Source organism: Streptococcus sp. ACS2 (assembly GCF_000525585.1).
GTDB lineage: Bacteria > Bacillota > Bacilli > Lactobacillales > Streptococcaceae > Streptococcus.
Genome location: NZ_JALT01000012.1, coordinates 83,179 through 99,103, shown reverse-complemented (window position 1 = coordinate 99,103; position 15,925 = coordinate 83,179). Strand labels below are relative to the sequence as shown.

10 protein-coding genes are annotated in these 15,925 nt (G+C 41.8%); 1 reads left to right on the top strand and 9 read right to left on the bottom strand.

Going from position 1 to position 15,925, the window contains the following annotated elements:
- Position 1 precedes the first annotated feature (1 nt).
- On the bottom strand, positions 2-733 hold the full coding sequence (locus tag HMPREF1517_RS01760) for an ABC transporter ATP-binding protein (protein ID WP_002891761.1): 732 nt from the start codon (positions 731-733) through the stop codon (positions 2-4).
- 274 nt (positions 734-1,007) lie between these two features.
- Between HMPREF1517_RS01760 and HMPREF1517_RS01755 the strand changes: the two genes are divergently transcribed.
- Positions 1,008-1,739, top strand: a complete 732-nt coding sequence (locus HMPREF1517_RS01755) for a DUF554 domain-containing protein (protein ID WP_037599106.1) — start codon at positions 1,008-1,010, stop codon at positions 1,737-1,739.
- A gap of 351 nt (positions 1,740-2,090) precedes the next feature.
- On the opposite strand, the gene addA is transcribed toward HMPREF1517_RS01755, so the two are convergent.
- The 8 genes from addA to HMPREF1517_RS01715 form a co-directional block, all read right to left on the bottom strand.
- Positions 2,091-5,744: a helicase-exonuclease AddAB subunit AddA gene (addA, locus tag HMPREF1517_RS01750; RefSeq protein ID WP_037599105.1), complete on the bottom strand. Its 3,654-nt coding sequence runs from the start codon at positions 5,742-5,744 to the stop codon at positions 2,091-2,093.
- Entirely contained in the window at positions 5,734-9,054 is a 3,321-nt protein-coding gene (gene rexB / locus HMPREF1517_RS01745; protein WP_037599104.1) for an ATP-dependent nuclease subunit B, read from the bottom strand. The genes addA and rexB overlap by 11 nt, the downstream gene beginning before the upstream one ends.
- Positions 9,055-9,299: 245 nt before the next feature.
- On the bottom strand, positions 9,300-10,673 hold the full coding sequence (locus HMPREF1517_RS01740; RefSeq protein WP_037599103.1) for a GHKL domain-containing protein: 1,374 nt from the start codon (positions 10,671-10,673) through the stop codon (positions 9,300-9,302).
- A gap of 34 nt (positions 10,674-10,707) precedes the next feature.
- Positions 10,708-12,018 (bottom strand): hypothetical protein, encoded by a 1,311-nt coding sequence (locus HMPREF1517_RS01735; RefSeq protein WP_002891771.1) that lies wholly within the window; start codon positions 12,016-12,018, stop codon positions 10,708-10,710.
- Between the two features lie 277 nt (positions 12,019-12,295).
- Positions 12,296-14,038, bottom strand: coding sequence for a DUF6287 domain-containing protein (locus tag HMPREF1517_RS01730; RefSeq protein ID WP_037599102.1), 1,743 nt, complete (start codon positions 14,036-14,038; stop codon positions 12,296-12,298).
- A gap of 9 nt (positions 14,039-14,047) precedes the next feature.
- Positions 14,048-14,308: a hypothetical protein gene (locus HMPREF1517_RS01725; protein ID WP_002891774.1), complete on the bottom strand. Its 261-nt coding sequence runs from the start codon at positions 14,306-14,308 to the stop codon at positions 14,048-14,050.
- Positions 14,309-15,124 (bottom strand): ABC transporter permease, encoded by an 816-nt coding sequence (locus HMPREF1517_RS01720; protein ID WP_002891777.1) that lies wholly within the window; start codon positions 15,122-15,124, stop codon positions 14,309-14,311. It abuts the gene before it with no gap.
- Between the two features lie 8 nt (positions 15,125-15,132).
- Positions 15,133-15,918: an ATP-binding cassette domain-containing protein gene (locus HMPREF1517_RS01715; RefSeq protein ID WP_002891779.1), complete on the bottom strand. Its 786-nt coding sequence runs from the start codon at positions 15,916-15,918 to the stop codon at positions 15,133-15,135.
- Positions 15,919-15,925: the final 7 nt, after the last annotated feature.

Sequence of the window (15,925 nt, the reverse complement as noted above, 5' to 3'; positions counted from 1 at the left end):
ACTACACCTCCTCGATCTTACGTCCAGCCATTTCCAGATAAATGGTTTCCAAATCCTTGTCAGGGTACTGAGACTTAAGTTCAGCTAGAGACCCTTGGAAGATGAGTTTTCCTTTCTTCAAAATAGCAATACGATCACAGAGCTGCTCAGCTACACTTAGAACGTGGGTTGAAAAGAGCACACTATTACCCTCCTTAGCGTGGTTACGCATGGCTTCTTTCAAATCATAAGATGCCTGTGGATCCAGACCAGTCAAAGGCTCATCCAAAACCCAAATCTGCGGATTTACCAGAAGAGCACCGATAACGACAACCTTCTGACGCATACCGTGAGAGAAGGAAGAAATGAGGTTATAGCGACTTTCCGTCAAGTCAAAGGTAGCCATAAGATTAGTCAAACGTTCCTCAACCTGACTAGCTTCCAAATCATAGATACGTGTCAAAAAGTACCAATAGTCATTAGCAGTTAAATTTAAGAATAAGTCTGGTGAATCTGGCACATAAGCGATTTTTTTCTTGATAGCATCACGATGTTGGCTGAGGGCCATATCATCGACGTAAACTTCACCGTAGCTAGCTTCAATGATAGACGTCAAAATGGAAATAGTCGTGGTCTTACCAGCCCCATTGTGACCAATCAGACCAAAAATCTCACCATCTCGAATCTCGAGGTTAAGATCTGAGAGAGCATCCTTATCTTCATAACGTTTCGTTACGTGTTCAAAACGAATCATCTTTTATCCTTTCTTGAGAATCTATTTAACAATAGTCTCATTTTACACTTTATATTAGATTATAAATTAGAGTTGTTACCTTGTTTTTTATGAACAATACTCTAAGAACACTGGCAATAGATTTAGATAAGGCTATTTCCTTACCTTCTCATTTATTGTATCATTTCAAAGATACAATTTCAAGAAAACGTTTGTAAAAACGAGACAATTTTGCATTCGATCTTTGATAATGCTAAACTTATAGTATTTAGAATAAATAGGAGGAAAATCACTGATGCCAACTGGAATTATCATCAACTCGCTATCTATTATCTTAGGAGGAATCGCTGGAGGGCTCTTCGGGGACTATCTCAGAGACGATTTCAAGGAAAATCTTAACCTTATCTTTGGTCTAGCCTCTATGGTAATGGGGATTAGCGCTATTATGAATATGGTTAATATGCCTGCGGTTATCTTTGCAGTAGTTATCGGTACCATCCTTGGGCTGGCCCTAAAATTTGGAAACCTCATCAACAAGGGAGCTGGGCTTATGGAAAAAGGCTTGTCCAAGATTACACCAAGCAAGCAAACAGGGTTAGCTCACGATGAATTTTATGCGCAGCTCTTGACAGTTATCGTCCTTTTTTGTGCGAGTGGTACAGGAATTTACGGGAGTCTTGAGTCTGGGATGACAGGCGATGCTTCTATCTTAATTTCTAAATCTATCCTAGATTTCTTTACGGCTATGATTTTCTCTTGTAGTCTAGGCTACATCGTCTCCATGATTGCCATTCCACAATTTATCGTTTTCTTCCTCCTCTTTGTGAGTGCTGGTTTCATTCTCCCTCTAACAACAAAAGCCATGATTGGAGACTTTAAGGCTTGCGGGGGCTTTCTCATGATTGCGACCGGTTTTCGTATTATGAAACTGCGTCAATTCCCAACAGCAGATATGATTCCAGCCATGATTCTGGTTATGCCTATTTCCTGGGCCTGGGTCAATTGGGTGGTTCCTTTGATTAGTTGATATTAGGATTAAAATAAACTAAAACCGTTAGTCTCATGCTGACGGTTTTTATCTCTATTTATTGCTATTATGGATCCTAACTATTAAAAACTAGTAATGTTTGTGGCAGTTAATTCTAATTTTTCTAACCTTGTTTAGACTAAGATGAGTTTGTTATAATAGCCCTTGTAGGCCTAAGCAACCTACAAGATACTTTTTTTCATAACTATTTCCATCCTCTAATATTTTAACGAACTTACAATACTGATGGAAATCTATCGAAAAGACTGGTGTGTGCACACCGGTCTTTTTTGGTGGGATTAAGACACAAAAAACCACTCTTTCACCATGAAAGAATGGTTAGGCTATAGCTTATACTTCTACGACTTCCAAGTCTTTTCCACCTAGGAGAATAAGGTATTTATCAATCTTATCTATTTGATAGGCTTGGCTGAGTGCTTTAGCATAGAGGCTCATTTGACCTTTGTAACGTTCCTTAAGTTCACTAGGATGAGTGAAGCGGTCCGTCTTATAGTCAAAGAGGACAATACGGTCTTCAAGAAGAAGGTAGCCATCGATGATACCACGGACGACAAAATCTTCTTTACTAGCGGGATCTTCTGCCAACATAGCAAATGGTGCTTCACGACGCAACTTACCACGGTTAGCTAGAATGAGCTTCCCAAGTTCGGTGTCAAAGAAGCCTAGTAACTTTTCTAACTGCACACGCGCCTTAACTTGATCATCTGCCGATACCCGACTCAACGCCTGTGTCAAATCTTGGAGGGTCACCTTGTCAGAAAGAATCAAGCGTTGCATGAGTTCATGGGTGGCTGACCCAACTGCAGCTCCAGTGACCTTAGTTTTTTGCCCAAAGTCTGGAAGCTCAAAGGTAGTGGTAGTCTCAAGAGGTTGCACTTCCTCTTTCTTGTCCATAATATCCACCCCTTCGGTATCCATAACAGGTTCGTAGAAGGCTTTGAGCTGGCTCGGCGTACGCACAGATGGTAGATCAATCGCTGGTGCATAAAGTTGGTTGAGTTTTTCAACACTTTCTAAGACAGTTAGAGCACGCTTAATGTCTTCCGTCTGGCGATTGTTAGATAAATCATCAGCATTTACTGCTGCTTGAACTTCAACCTGACCAATAGCCTCTGGCGTCAACTCCTCAGCCTCAACAAAGCGAACAGTAAACTTGAGATCCTTTCTCATAAAGGCGGTATCCAAAGCCATAACCCAATCCTGATAAGTAGCGATTTGGTCACGTAGAGCTACTGGTAAGCGATTATTTTCGACATCCGTACCAAATTGCTGGGTTAATTTTTCCTTACTCCCCTTACCAACTAGGTAGAGTTTTTTCTCTGCACGAGTCATTGCAACATAGAGCAGACGCATCTCTTCTGAGATACTTGCTCTGCGCTCTTCCCTACGATTTTCCTGGAAGGTTAGGGTCTCTAGAACAACATTTAACTTGGGCAAATTGGTGTTTATCTGGTCTTTAAGGTCAGCTAGGTACTTAATGCCAAGTCCTTTTTCACGGTTGATAATATACTTACCACTTAGTCCATCCCTACTGTGACCAATGAACTTGCGATTCATCTGCAAGACAAAAACATACTTGAATTCTAGCCCCTTGGACTTGTGAATAGTCATGAGGCTAACGGCATTTTTGGGAACCAAGTCTGTCACTTCCTCTAGGTCGTTACCGCTAGAAATGATCTTATCAATCATACCAATAAAACGAGAAAGTCCCTTAAAACCAGTCTTTTCATAGGCATTGGCACGCAAAGCAAGGGCGTAGAGATTGGCCTGGCGTTGCTCAGCTCGTGGAAGACTGCCAACATAATCATAATAGAAACGATCGTCGTAAATCTTCCAAATGAGGTCGTAGAGCGAGTGCCACTTACTGTAATCACGCCAATCTGCCAGAGTCTCAGTGAAAAGAGTCAACTTGGCATCAAGTCCTTGTGTGACAACTTCCGGATGAAGCCCTGTTTTAGTGCAAGCTACAAGAAGCTTGTCATAGAACTGTCCTTCGTCAGCCTGAACAGCAATACGAGCCAAATCATCCTCGTTGAAATTAAACATCGGTGAACGAAGGAGGGCAACGAGGGCATAGTCATTAAGAGGATTATTGATGGTACGAAGGGTATCCAACATAATCATAACTTCTAGCGACTCTAGGTAACTTGACTTGTACTCGTCAGGAACCAAAGGAATTCCGTGCTCCTCGAAGCTTGCCATCAAGTCCAGATAGGTGTTGCGAGTTGGTGCTAGGAGGGTAATGTCCTCAAAACGTACACCCTGCTTATGAAGGTTGATAATTTCTTTGATAACCAAGGAAATCTCACCACTACTGATAGGTTGATCAGCACCTTCTTCGTCAGGAGTCACACTTGCTTCATCACTATTGTAAATCAGAACCTCAGTCTCATTTTCAGGATGGGGCTCTTTTTGCTTCTCGCTACCTGCTACCAACATGTGTGTCTTGTCATAGAGGATGTCCCCGATTTCCTGATCCATGAGGTGGCTGAAAACACCATTGGTCGCATCAAGAACTTCAGATTGGCTACGGAAGTTCTCTTTAAGGAGAATCAGCTTACCTGCATCTGGATTTTCAAGGAAAAGCTGGAACTTGCCATTAAAAATCTGAGGATCTGCCTGACGGAAACGATAGATGGATTGCTTGATATCTCCCACCATGAATCGGTTGTGACCGTTAGAGAGGAGCTCCAACATGCGTTCTTGGGTATGGCTATTGTCCTGATACTCGTCTACCATTACTTCATGGTAACGGTCACGGTAGCTGGCTGCCACCTCTGGATTTTCCTCCAAAATACGGATGGCAAAGTGGGCAATATCTGAGAATTCAAAGGCATTTTCCTGAATCTTGGCCTGTAAATACTGGTCTGAAAAATCAAGCACAAAGGACTGGAGCAACTCCAATAGAGGTAGGATATCATCATTATGCTTGGTCAAAACCTCGAGAACTGTTAGTTGGGTATCAAGCTCTCGCAACTGGGCCACAAACTCATTTTTGGTCTTGTTGTAAGCTTCCTTGTAGGCCTTGAGCTCCTCATCTTTAGGACGAGTCATATTTGTCAAACTGGTCCCTCCTGACAGAGTCAAGAGTTGTTTGAGCAAGTCCTCCATATCGGTTTGGTCATTGGCCAAAGCTCCCTCCAGAAGGCTAATGGCATCTGACACATTATTCAGATACTTGGCCTTGGCAAATTCACGCTGAGCTAGACCTAAATGGTCTCTTAAGAAGGCTAAGAAATCAGCCAACAGGCCATCTTTGAGCCCCTCTAAAAGCTCAACTTTAGCCTTGTCTGGCTTGGCATCCGTCTGCCCTTTTAAGAGATTCTGACGTAGCCATTTTTCAGGACCTGCAGTAGCCTGAGAAAAGTTATAGACATCGTAAACTAGATCACGGAAGGCCTTACTAGTCTTACCATTTCCAGCGAAGTTGCGGACCAATTTTTGGAAAAGTTGGGTATCCTTCCCTTGCATGTAATCGTTGAAGAGATCAACATAAACCTCATTTTTCATGAGTGTCTGCTCAGCAGGATCTGTCATGATGCGAAAAATAGGTGACACCCCCAGGAGATAGCCATACTGATTGACCAATTTCTGGGTGAAGGCATCCATGGTTCCAATATCAGCCGTCCCAATCTTGGCTATCTGGTCTGAAAGAAAGGCACGCTCTTCATCCGTCTCAACCTGTCCCAACTGCTCTGTCAGACGCTTTTCCAGACGCTCTTTTAACTCTCCTGCAGCCTTTACCGTAAAGGTTGAGATAAAGAGTTGGTCAATACCAACGCCACGTCCAATCATATCAAGGATACGCTCAACCATGACAAAGGTTTTTCCTGATCCGGCCGAAGCTGACACAAGAATATTGCTACCATTACTGTAAATGGCCTCAATCTGCTCAGGTGTTAACTTGCGTTCCTTGTCAGAAGCTGCTTCTTGGGCAATGCGTTCCTTAATCTCTGTTGGACTTAAAAAAGCTTTAGTCAACATGGTTGTCCTCCTGGTCTTTTTTGTCTGCTTTTACAGCTTGATCAGTGACTGGAAAGGGGATGATATTTTCAGCAACTTGCATCTGATTCTTGTCCTCGTCTTTTGTCATCAGCTCCAAATAGGCTTCCTTCTTGCCCTTACTTGGTAAACGCAAGAGTTTACGAGCCTGTCCCATGTGGCGGTCAGCCTCAAAATGAGTAATTGCCTTGATTTGATCCCCTTGAACAGACTTGCCATCCTCGGTATAAGGATTGACCGCAAAATTCCCGCTTCGAATAACCTCAGCAGCACCTGTAAAGAGCTTGATATTGTAGTCTAGCAAGGTTTCTAGGTCCTCCTTGTCATAGGTGACAGTCTTTTGTAAATCATAGTTCCCACCAGCCAAATGCTCTGTTTCTGAAGCCACAAAGAGTCCCTTATAGGTTAATTCCTTATGAGCCTGAGCTGCTAGCTTATCCAGACCAAACTGAGCTAAGTTAAGCTGTGGGTCCTGCATGTGAAGATACATGGCACCAAAAAGCTGATCAGCATCAACCTTATAGGTCTGACGGAGGGCTTCCAGATAGGTCACCAATTGCGGACTGAGGCCATTGTAGAATTTCTGAATGTCAAAGACATTTTTACCTGATTTGTAGTCAACGACACCCAGAGCCCCATCCGTTAAACGGTCCACACGGTCAATAATCCCTGTAATCTTGATGCTATTTGCTAAAAGCAAGTCAAACTTAGCTTCCTCACGCTCAACTTTAACGGCCGCATTGTCACGCAAAACACTGGCAGTTGAACGGGCGATATCTTCCAAAATCTGACGAGACAAGCGACTCTCTTGGTCCTCTGTATAGAGAATTTCAAAAGGTTGTTCCTGATTGGTCTGAGCAATAGCCTTTTCCAATTTATCATCGAAGTTTTCTGACGAAGAATCACCCATCACACGCTCAAAGACACGGTGCAAATAAGTCCCGTGGTGTCGGGCATCTGGATGGATGGACTCCAACTCTTCAAGTCCCAAAACATAACGCAAGAAATAAAGATATTGGTTGTTATAGAAGGTCGTCAGAGCCGAAGCTGATAATTTTAGTGGTTCTTCCCCCGGAAAGACCAGCTGCATGACCTGATCATCCACCTTGGTCGTCGTCACATCGTCAATCACATTTGGAATCAAGACTTGATCCTTATCAAGTCGCTTACGGAGATAACGCACAGCAACTGACCAGAACGTCTGCGTTTCCTTATCCAAATCATCATCTAGATGGCTGCTGTTAAGGGCAATGACAGTCGATAAGAGGTCCTTATAGTTCCCAATCTGGTCACCCTTAGCCTCGAAACGATTACGTCCCTTTTCAACCAAAGGAAGACCAATCTCAAGAAGTTCCTTCAAATAAACCGACATGTCATCCTGCGTCTCATTGAGAATTTGTGGCTGACTAAGCACCAATTGTTCACTAGCCGCATTGAAAAGCGACATAGCCACAAAATGCCCCCGCTGACTATTACTCTGCGTAACAATATCCAAACTCCTATGCTCATCCGTCGCCTCATTGATACGACTACGCTCCTCATCAGACAGGAGACTCTTATTTTGCCCAACCTTTGGAAAATGCGACTGAGTCATGCCTAAGGCAAAAACATAAGGAGCTGAATGTGGTTGAATCAAATCGTATTTCTTCACATTGACCACATCAACAGTGGCTGGAACCGTACGATAATCACAGGCCAACATTCCCGAACGCAAAATGGACAAAAAGTCGTCCACTGACAGCGATTCGTCTCCAAAAATAGTCTCAACCTGCTCCAAGAGTTGGGTGAAAGCCTTCCAGACCTGTTCATTCTGTTCTTTTTCAGCCTCACTGGCCTTGGCAGTCAAAGAAGCCATCTGACTTGGCACTTGCACAGCCTCTAAAAAGACCACAAGTTTCTTGAGTAGACTAGAACCCTTCTGTTTGCGACTGTTAAGTAATTTGTCCAAAGGCTCTACCAGTTGTGAGCGCAAGGCATTAAGCTGGTCTAAATCATACTTATCACGACTATTGGCCGTAAAATCAGACAAGAACTTGTGACGCCCCTTGATATCTGCAAAATTGACATAATACTCAAAAAGGTCTAAGTCCTCTTGAGTAAAACCGCCATAGAGACCTGATTTTACGAGATTAAGCAAATCCTCGGCACGAAAATTATAGCGCTTGATACGCTCTAGCGAATCCACAAACTGCACCAAAGGATGGCTAGACATGGTTTCTTCCTTACCGAAATAATAGGGAATATCAAATTTTCGGAAAATCTGACCCACCTGAAGCTTATAACTCTCCTCATCACCAAGCAGGACCAAGATATCCTTGTAGCGCTTGCCATCCGCCAGCAACTGACGAATACTCTTGGCAACCTGAGCCACTTCTTCCTTTTGGTTGACCACTTCCCAGACCTGCAAGGCTTGCTTATCCTGGGCAGTCAGCTGCTCGTCTACCGTACTAAAATCATGACGGCTCTCCAAAAGGCGACTAATACGTGCAAAAGAAGGATTGCCCTCCTTGTCCGTCGTTACATAATCTGGTGTCACCTTATAGGTCTGAGCTAAAGTCCTCAAAAAATCCACTGAGGCCTGATAAACATTGCCATAAACAAAGTTAGCCTTATAAGCTTTTTGACTGGCATAAGTCCCAATGACAATCTGGTGGCACTTATCATTCAAGAGTGCAACCAGTGCTTCCTCCTCGGCAGAGAAACGCGTAAAGCCATCAATGACCAAAACCGTGTTACTCAAGGCCTTATCTAGGTGGCCTGAGGTAATCTCCTTGAAGAAGGCACTGAGTTTGGATTGATTGTCGAAATCTCCCGCCAACAAGAGATTCTGAACCGCACTGAAAATCCTTACCAAATCCTCTTGTTTCTCCGCCTGATCCAAATGCTGCAAATCCAGAACTGTCATATTAGCCTGCTGCAACTCTTTGTAAAGGTCCACCAATTGATTAATAAAGTTACTATCCTTGCGTAAACGACCATAAACCTTGAGCTCATCATCGTCCATATGTGACAAGACCTTATAAAAAATCATGGCCAGACCAGTATCATCCAACTGAGTTTTTGGGTTACTCGTATTGAGAATAAAGTACCTAGCCATCTGAGTAAAACGAGTCACCGTAATCTCAAAGGACGCTGACTGAGGCAGGTATTCCAATACCTTACGCTCCTTCTCAAATGATAGGGCATTAGGGGCAATATAAAAGACCCTCTTTCCCTTTTGAGCATAGCTAGTCGCCTGCTCCGTCAGAATTTCTGTTAAATCCTGAGACATATCCGTATAAAGTAATTTCATAAGACGTCCCTTTCTTGTCTCTACACCAGTCGTTAGGCTAAGCAATCGCCATTCACCTAGCGCTAAGAACCACTAATCCTTGCTATTATAACACAGAATGAAGTAACAATCAGACTCCTCCCTCACCCCTTCCTCCTCCGATGTCCTAAGCTTCGGACATAAGCATAAGCTCAACAGCAAAGAGCCCTACTTTATGGATCTGTAACGAAAAAAAGAGCCAAATCCTTTGATTTAGCTCTATATATTTATTTAAAAATCAATTCCTGTTTGAAGAGGTAATCACCACTGCTTGTAATCAGATTGGCATCACTATACTTCCTAAGAATATCCTTGGCTGAGTGAAGGTTAAGACCAGAGGTCTTCTTCTGATTTTCTTCCTGCATAATGGCATCAAGGTCAACTTTTTCTTCTTGCGTCCTATTTTCCATGACGAAATGGTAACTCCCATCCTTATCATGGCGATGAAAACTAAAATTGATTTGACTGGCAGGCACCTGCTTACTCTCATCAATCGCATTACTAAAGAAAATGGACACCAGCAAGGTCAGGTCAACCACGTTCATGGTAAAGCCTGAAATCTCCTCAGGAATATCACAAGTCACTGGAATATTACTACGTTTAGCCTCCATCATACGAGCCGAAAGAAGACTACGTAAGGGCAAGGATTGAATATTTTCTAGCTTAGGATTATCAATGACACGGAAACGTTCAAACTCCTTGGCACTCTCTCTAAGAACATTCTGATACACCTGTTCAGCAAGGGCCTCTTCCTGGTCACGCACTTCCTCTGAAAATTGTTCCACAACCGTCTGATAAGACTGTCTGTATTGTAACAATTCATTGTAGAGAAGATCAATCTTTTTGTTGGCTTTGGTCAAACTATTCAAATGTCGTTTTTCCTCCATGGCCAAACTCTCTTCCAAATACTGCCTAGACAGTTGATTAAGATGAGCAACTAGGAAAATAAAGGCCACCGCAGACAAGAGAACCCCTAACATACGAAGTCTCAATTCCAAATCTAAAGAATAACCAGGTAACCAGTCATCTAAATTCATACTGAGAAAGATTCCCAATAAATAAGTAGCCATGGCTAAGGCCGCTCTTCTAGAAATCTGGAGGTTATGGAAAGAGTCATCACTATAGACCTTCCAACGCTTCAAATCCAAGCCCAAGAAACGGTCAAAAACAAAATAAAGTGGCAAAATCAAACCGTAAGATAAGAGATAGAAAAGTGCATTAGACCCCACCTCAGCTACAGGGAGATTTAAGAGAAGGGGAATAAAGAAGAGTCCCAATAAACGATAAAGCAAATCTGATGTCACCACTGGAAACAAGGTATGAAAAGCATACTGCGTTACCGTCCAAGTCTTTCCTTTAGCCAGAATAGCCAAAACCATCAGAATAAAGACATCAGCAATCATGTTCATACTCTTAATATTATACTGAAGGACCACATCTAGCAGGGCTAAGGTCAGAAACACCGTCCAGGAGATACGAATGTCTGTCATTCGTTTGAAAATAGCACAGTTTATCGTCAGCGTTATAATAATCTGAATGGCTAGAAAGGCATCTGTATTATAGAGATTTAAAAAATTTATTCCCAAAAACGATTCAAACATCGAATCTCCTTTCTATATATTTTTTACAAGTTGTTTAGCATTCAAATTGCTGTCTATAGATGAACTTATCATTCTTAAAGCTAAGTTTAGACTGAGGGTAACGCTCCATAATATCTTCGAGCTGTTCATTGATTGACAGATGATTCTCGTACGCCTTGTGAGGTGCATCAGCACTGTCTTGCGAAAGGGTTGTCTCTACAGAGAGAACCTGAACCTCACCACTTTGGTAATAAGACAGACGAACTAAGCTATTTTCTTGACCATGAGCTCTCAACAAGGCATTGTCCAAGAAGGTCATTAGGACAGCTGATAAATCCACTATATCAATATGGGATGGGGATATAGGGTCTGGAACCTCCATGATAAAATCAATTCCAACAGCATTAAACTCCATATACTTACTCTCAATGACGGAACGTAACAATTGAGAAAGCAGGTTGGAAATATCTGGCATAACCTTGCTGAAGGGAACTTCTTCCTCAGATAGGTTTTGACTGTCTCCCTCTTGACTAGTAGCCAGAACAGTCTTAGCCTTCTTAGGTACAACTACCTTAGGCACTCCATCACGGTATAACTCCTGATAAAGATGGAGGATATGCCTACTAGATTCCTGTAAGCTCTGGAAATGACGTTCCTGCTCCTCTTTCAACTCCAGAAAAAGTTCATCCTTTATCCACTGATTGGCATAGGAAACAACGATAAAGAAGGCGCCTGTTGCCAATAGAACGACCAACTTAGCATAATTGTTAACCACTTCCACAGGCCAGATACTAGCAAAGTAAGGCATGAATTCATTTAAAAGCCCATATGAAAGAAAGGCAAAGCTAACCCCAATAACAATAGGGGTGAAGTGTATGCGCAAGCGCTCCTTTTCCTCGACCTGCAAATATTCATAACCAATAAAACGGTGAACCAAGAGGTAAATAGGATAGGTAACTACCACACAGATAAACTCCGTTAAAGATTCTGGAATACGGCTAGTCAAGTCGGCTCCCAAAAGTAAAGGAAAGACGATTAATGACAAGCCCCGTATAATGATATTAGTTGTTCCCCAGGCATAAAAGCTATTAAATACCGGCTCTATCCATGGCAAGTCTGGACGTTTGTAATAACTAAAACAAAATAATATGAGAGGATTAAGTAAAAATTTGAATCCCATAGGAAGAAGGGGAGTCAAAACAACTGACAAAAGACCACCTAATAAAAGTAGCCTCCAAGAAATCTTGACCCTACCAGCTGCATGAAACATCAGATAATTGACAAAGAAAATCAAGAGTGTATCTATAGATACTAGCCAATGAAAATCTTTAAAAACAGCAAATAGCGATTCAATAATAGAAGTCATTCTTTTCCCCCTCTCCCTTTAATCTGATTTAAGAAACTTCCTCAAAAATCCCCTAGGAAGCCCTTTTTACAACACTACTCATTATATAGCTTTTTGTAAGTTTTCACAATAATTAATTTTCTAATAAAGTCTATAATACCTCTAAGAATCCATTTATTTATAGAAGATGGACTTACTATTAAATTAAAGTTACAAATGTAACATAAAAAGTTGAGACAATTTTATCTCAACTTTTAGGTTATAACATTACTTTTTAAGACTTTCACCCTTGTCAGGTCTAGTCAGCCTTGTAGTAGAATTGTTTGGCGTCAGATTGTCCACTTCCTGATTGGGTCACTAGGATACGGTCTTTGGTATTATCTGAAGCATCAGGATAGTCTCCTGATACATTCGGTAATGTCGTACCTTTCGGGATGAAAAAGATTATTGCGCCATACATTCCTGTTCTTAGGCTCGCTCTCAGGTAGCCATTTTCAAGACTAGAATTAGCATTTTGAACCTCATAATCTGTTGGTGCAGTTACTTGATCCTTAGAAAATGTCAAACTATTACCATTCCCATTCTTCCAAGTCCCTTCAAGGCTTTGGAAGTTATTATCCTTGATAGCATTAACATCCATGCCTGTTTGATCGGTCTTAGTTTCAGTTTTCGATTCTGTTTTGGCCTCTGATGAGCTTGATGATGACTCTGATGTTTGTGAAGAACTTGAAGATTCTGAGCTATCAGACGTGCTAGCACTAGAGTAATGCTTGAGTAGCTCTTGGTAAGCCTCTTGCATGTCGTCTGGTGCCACCTTATAGGTCTGAACAGCCTTCTTATCATAATTGCCCTTCCAGTAGTTCGTCACATAATAAACAGTACCATTAGATCCGAGAACAATTTGGTAAGAATCCTTATCTTGGTCAACCAAATCCTTATAGAGCTTGTTGTAGCCATTATAATTGCCACCAGTTTTATCATCAGCTGAAAAGTCCTTAAAGAGGGCTTTTTGTTCAGCGGCATCATCTTCATACATAGCATGTTTCTTATCCTTCAAGGTATAAAGACGGAAGGATGATGTTGGGCTATAGTCGGCGGTCTTACCACTATTTTCATTAATTCCTAGAGCAAAGGAATCAACCGTGTTTTTATAGTCCTTGAAATCATAGTTTGAGACTTCCTTACCATTGATGATACCACTCGGAACACCAGTAATATGTTCATAGCCATCCGCATTGATGAGATTAGCAAGTATGGTAATCGTTTGGCTGCTACCTTTTTCCTTAGGTGCCTTAAATGAAAGGAAGGTTGGACTACCATCATTGACCTTAGTGATACTGTCAAAACTGCTTTGAACTAAAACAGCATCCTTGGCATAGTCAGACTGATAGAGCCATTTCCCAAAAGCTTCCGTGATAGACTTAATGTCCTCAGTCGAATAGTCTGCAATATAAGTGGTTTCCTTATCACCATTAACATCCGTCTTAGTCTTGATATCTGCATTTGGCTTATTTGGATCGTTAGAAGACGACTCTGAGCTTGCGTCGCTACCAGAGGATGAACTACTTGATTCCAAAATATCCTTAATAATGCTTTTAACTTGGCTACTTGAAGAACTAGACGAAGCCTCGCTAGACTCAACGACTTCAGAACCTCCCTCAACCTGAGTATAGGTGTTTGAGTCAGTCATTTCAACCTTTGCATCTCCTCCAGGCACCATACTTGGTGTGATACGGATAGTACCATCTGAGCTACCGTCAGTTCCAGCCAACTTAAAGCTCAAAGAACGGTCTTCACCGGCTTGGGCATTGGCCTGATAGGTATCCCCAGTCTCCGTATTTTTAACTTCGTATTTGTCTCCCTTGATTTTTCGGACTTCAAAACGCACCTTGTTCCCGGTATTCTTATCGACAACGGTTGTGGCATAAACTCTTGAAGACGATGTAAAAGCCGTGCTCTGAGTGTATTTTCCAAGTACCATGAAGACCAAAAAGACAATCAAGGCCAAACCGATAAACTTTTTATGTTTAAACTGTTTCATGAGGTCCTCCTAGATAAATAGATAGCCAACAACATAGCCAAAGAGGGCGATACAAATCAAGAGCAAAATTTCCAAAACTAAAAACCAGCTAAACTTGAGATCTCCCAAACCAACCTTAGACAAGACTTGTCTGAATTTAGAATTTTTCTGTCTGCTTAAACCACTAGAAAGAGCAAAACCAGTCTTAGCAGCTTCGGCAACTTCCTTATCACTTGGCTTGCGACCATACTGCACTTGGAAGTCAATCAGCCATTCATCATATTGTTGCATTTATTTCTCCTTCTTCTGAAGTGTGACGAAAAAGAGTAGGGCATAAACTAGGCAATGAAGTACCAAAGCCCACCATTGGCCCCAGAATTCACCTGTAGACCCTTGAAAGGCCTCCAACTGGCTCTTAGGAACAGGGACCCTGTACTTAGCCAAACTAGATGGCAAGTCTGACAGGTCACTAGAAATCCCAAAAAGCTTGTGCCCATAACCTAGATAGATAAATTTTTGTACCCAATCAATGGCTTTTGGCAAAGACAGGATAGTTCCCGACAATGAAAATTGCATGATACCCACAACAACTGCTAGGATAACAGAGGTAATCTCAGATTTGCCAACCAAGGCTGAGATAAAGAGGGCAATAAAATGCGACGCCAAGAAAACCAGGAGCACTGTAATCCCAACTTCCCAACGGTAGGAACCAAAAATATGACCAGCGTCTGGAAATTCCTTGTCAAAGAACTTACTAAAGACAGAGTAAGATAGGATAAAGACAATGGTTTCCAAAACAGCAAAGAAGGCGTGAATCCCCATACTAGCCAAGGCGAAGGCTGAACGACTCAAACCTGAGAAAAAGTCACGGTTGAGGACCGAGCGTTCCTTAGAAATATAAATACTGTTTTGAACCACAATCAAGAGACTGGTTGAGAAAAGCAAGAGAAAGAGGGTCATTCGAGTTGTTTCGAAATCTTTCAAAAATCCCTTGTCTTGGATATAGAGGATTAAGCCTTCGAAAGCGACAATGCCCAGAAGAACCTTCACAAAATCCATGTAGTGGTGTTTAAATTTATACCAACTTAATCGTAATGCTGCGTTCATAAGTCTCCCTAAATCTTGTAAATACGTGTTGAAGCATTGAGCTCTTGATAAACATCTGCTATATTCATATCCATATATTTACGAATCATATAAGGATCGCTAGTCTTGTATTCCAAAAGCAACTCTTCATAGGTTCCTGCAAATGTCGGACGTCCCTTAGACAAGAAGATGATCTTGTCAAAAATAGCCAAATTTTCTGTATTGTGAGTAATAACCACAATAGACTTGTTAGCTGATTTAGCCAAGATTTTCAAGGTACGTAAGAGATTACGATCACTAAGGGCATCCAAACCTGAAGACGGCTCATCAAGAATAAAGTAGGGACTAGGGCTAAGAAGCTCAATACCAATAGAGACACGGCGTTTTTGCCCACCAGAAAGCTCTGAGATCTTCTTATTAGCAAATTCCGTCAAGCCTAAATCATCCATGATGCCTGCAATGCGATGCTTTTTAGTCAGCTTACCACTCCCTTTCAGATGGTGGTCCGCATAAAAATCAAAGGTCTCAGATACCTTGAGGTACTCACGTAGGAGATTTTGTTGAGGTACATAGGACCAAGAGCGTGAACCCGCAGTCACAGGTTTGCCATTTTCTAAAATACGAAATTGTTGGCAAGTCGGTTTAAGCTGGCCTAGGAGAATCTCTGTTAACGTTGTTTTCCCTGAACCAGAAGCACCCAAGATACCGACAACTTGGCCAGTCTCCATAGTAACATCCAAATCTGTAAAGAGCTGGTTATCATTTCCCTTATATTTGAAACAGATATGTTCAAATGTTAATTGATTGGTTTCCATTAATATC